This window comes from Chloroflexota bacterium, from assembly GCA_034717495.1.
Classification (GTDB): domain Bacteria; phylum Chloroflexota; class Anaerolineae; order JAAEKA01; family JAAEKA01; genus JAYELL01.
In genome coordinates this window covers 1-2,462 of the sequence record JAYELL010000064.1, presented here as the reverse complement: position 1 = coordinate 2,462, position 2,462 = coordinate 1, and the positions used below count along the sequence as shown (strand labels likewise).

Below are 2,462 nucleotides of genomic sequence, written 5' to 3'. Positions count from 1 at the left end.
GATCGGGTGCGAGATCAGATCAACGCAGGGACGCCGGTGCCGGAAATCGAGGCTGGCTGGCAGCAAGAGCTTGCCGAGTTCGCCGGCCAACGACAAAACGCACTTCTGTATTGACAAGGAGGCGTCCCATGAGCGAATTCGTGATCGGCGTCGACGGTGGTGCCAGCAAAACATCGGCCGTCGTGATGGACCGGCAGGCCCAGGTAATGGGTCGCGGCCGCGGGGGATCTTCAAACGTCCACGTCGTCGGTCTGGCAGGTATGCGAAGAGCCCTTTGGGATGCCATGCAGGAGGCAGCTTCCTCCGCGGGCGTTGACCTAAGCCAGGCCGCCAGGGTCACCTGGGCTCTGGCCGGTAGCGGTCGAGCGCAGGATACTCGCCAGATAGAGGAACTACAGGGGGTGATGTTGCCGGGCACCCGGGGCCAGGTGGTGACCGATGCCCTGGCGGCCCTAATGGGCGGCGCAGGTACTCGTATCGGGGCAGTACTCATCGCAGGCACGGGGATGATTGCCTACGGGGAGAATGCGGCCGGTGACCAGGCCAGGGCCGGTGGCTGGGGATATGCGTTGGACCGCGGCAGTGCCTACTCATTGGCCCAGCAGGCCCTCAGAGCGGTCGCCCGAGCGGCCGATCAGAGCGATCTTCCTACCGGCCTGAGCAAGCGCATTATTGGTTTCTTGGGGCTGGCGCAAGCTTCCGATCTGGTCAGATGGATCTATGCACCGGAACGAGCCGTCAGCGACATTGCCGCCCTGGCACCGCTGGTTCTCGATACGGCCCAGGCAGGCGACCTGGTAGCGGCCGAAGTCGTGGCCCTGGGCGCCGATGCTTTGGCCGACGCCGCCGCGGCTGTGGCTGGCCGCCTGAACCTGGAATCTAACCCCTTCCCCCTGGTACTTGCCGGCAGACTCCTGACGAACAATGAGTTTTATCGCCAGGTGGTGAACCAGGCGGTGCGCACCCGGCTGCCTTCGGTCCGACCTCAATTGCCGCATGATGCTGCCGATGTGGGTGCCGGTCTGCTGGCGCTGGAATCGTTGGGATATGCTCTTTCGTCAGCAACCTGGAACGAACCGCCCGCGAAGCTGGTCTGGACATCAGAACAGCGCAACGTCCTCACGAATGATCTGGATCTGCTCACTACCCTTGAGATGGTTGGTTTGATGCACCTGGCCGACCGGCGTGCCGTGGCAGCCCTGCGTCCCAACCTGCCGGCGATCGCAACTGCGGTGGACGCTATCGCCGCCCGCATGATCCGGGGTGGTCGGCTGATCTATGTAGGCGCGGGCACGTCGGGGCGGCTGGGCGCGTTGGATGCTGCTGAATGCCCTCCCACCTTCAACGCCGATCCGGGCCAGGTGGTCGGTATCATGGCCGGCGGGCGAACCGCATTCGCGACCGCTAAGGAAGGAGCAGAGGACGACCGGGGAGCTGGCCGGCTGGCTATCGCAGAAACCGAGACAAGTTCCCTGGACAGCGTGGTGGGGATCGCTGCCAGCGGTCGCACCCCGTTTGTGGCTGGCGCGTTGGAAGAGGCCCGCGATCGGGAAGCCCTTACGGTAGCCTTGATCTGCAACCTGCCCTCTCCACTGGCCGGGTTAGCGGATCATGTGATCGCTCCACTGGTTGGCCCGGAGATAATCACGGGATCCACCCGTTTGAAGGCCGGTACGGCCCAAAAACTCGTGCTCAATATGTTGAGTACGCTGGTCATGGTGCGCCTGGGCAAGACCTACGGCAATTTGATGGTCGACATGCGCCAACAGAATCTCAAGCTTCGGGATCGAGCCGTGCGCATCGTAGCCGAGGCTTGTGGCATTGACGAAGCCCGTGCCGAGGACGCGCTGGATGCCAGCCAAAGGGACGTCAAGGTCGCCATTGTCAGCCAACTCATCGACGATTCACCGGAAGAAGCGCGGGCGCTGTTGGCGCAGGCTGGCGGTCTGGTACGCGAGGCGTTGGCAGGTGCGCAATGAGCCCCGGCGAGGAGGCGTTGGTCTGTGGCATCGACGGCGGGCAGACCTCGACCCGCTGCGTGCTGGCCAACCGGCAGGGAGAAGTCCTCGGTCATGGCCAAAGCCTGCCATTGACCCACCTGGACGCAAGCGGGGGGCGGGAACGATTTGGCAAGTCCATAACTCAAGCTCTACAAGATGCGTGGGCAGACGCCCGCTTGGAACCTCTCTCCCTGGCAGCCTTAGTCGTGGGCGCCACTGGCATCGTCGCCGGCACCCGTGAGGCCGAGTCTGCAAAGACGATCCTGGCAGATCTCGTGCAATCCCGGGCTGTTCACGTCTGCAGCGATGCCAAAATTGCTCTGGCCGGCGCCCATGGGGGATCCCCCGGCATCGTCATCATTGCGGGGACGGGGACTATTGCTATGGGCATTGATGGCAATAGCCGTGTCGCACGCGCCGGCGGCTGGGGATGGCTGATCGGCGACGACGGCAGCGCCTTCG

At 64.0% G+C, this 2,462-nt stretch carries 2 protein-coding genes; both read left to right on the top strand.

The window, feature by feature from the left end; translation table 11 throughout:
- The first annotated feature begins 128 nt into the window (after positions 1–128).
- The gene (gene murQ, locus U9R25_12555) at positions 129–1,979 is read left to right on the top strand and encodes an N-acetylmuramic acid 6-phosphate etherase (protein MEA3336737.1); all 1,851 of its coding nucleotides are present in this window, start codon (positions 129–131) and stop codon (positions 1,977–1,979) included.
- A partial coding sequence (locus U9R25_12550) for a BadF/BadG/BcrA/BcrD ATPase family protein (GenBank protein MEA3336736.1) occupies positions 1,976–2,462 on the top strand: 487 nt, incomplete at its 3' end. The genes murQ and U9R25_12550, both read left to right, overlap by 4 nt.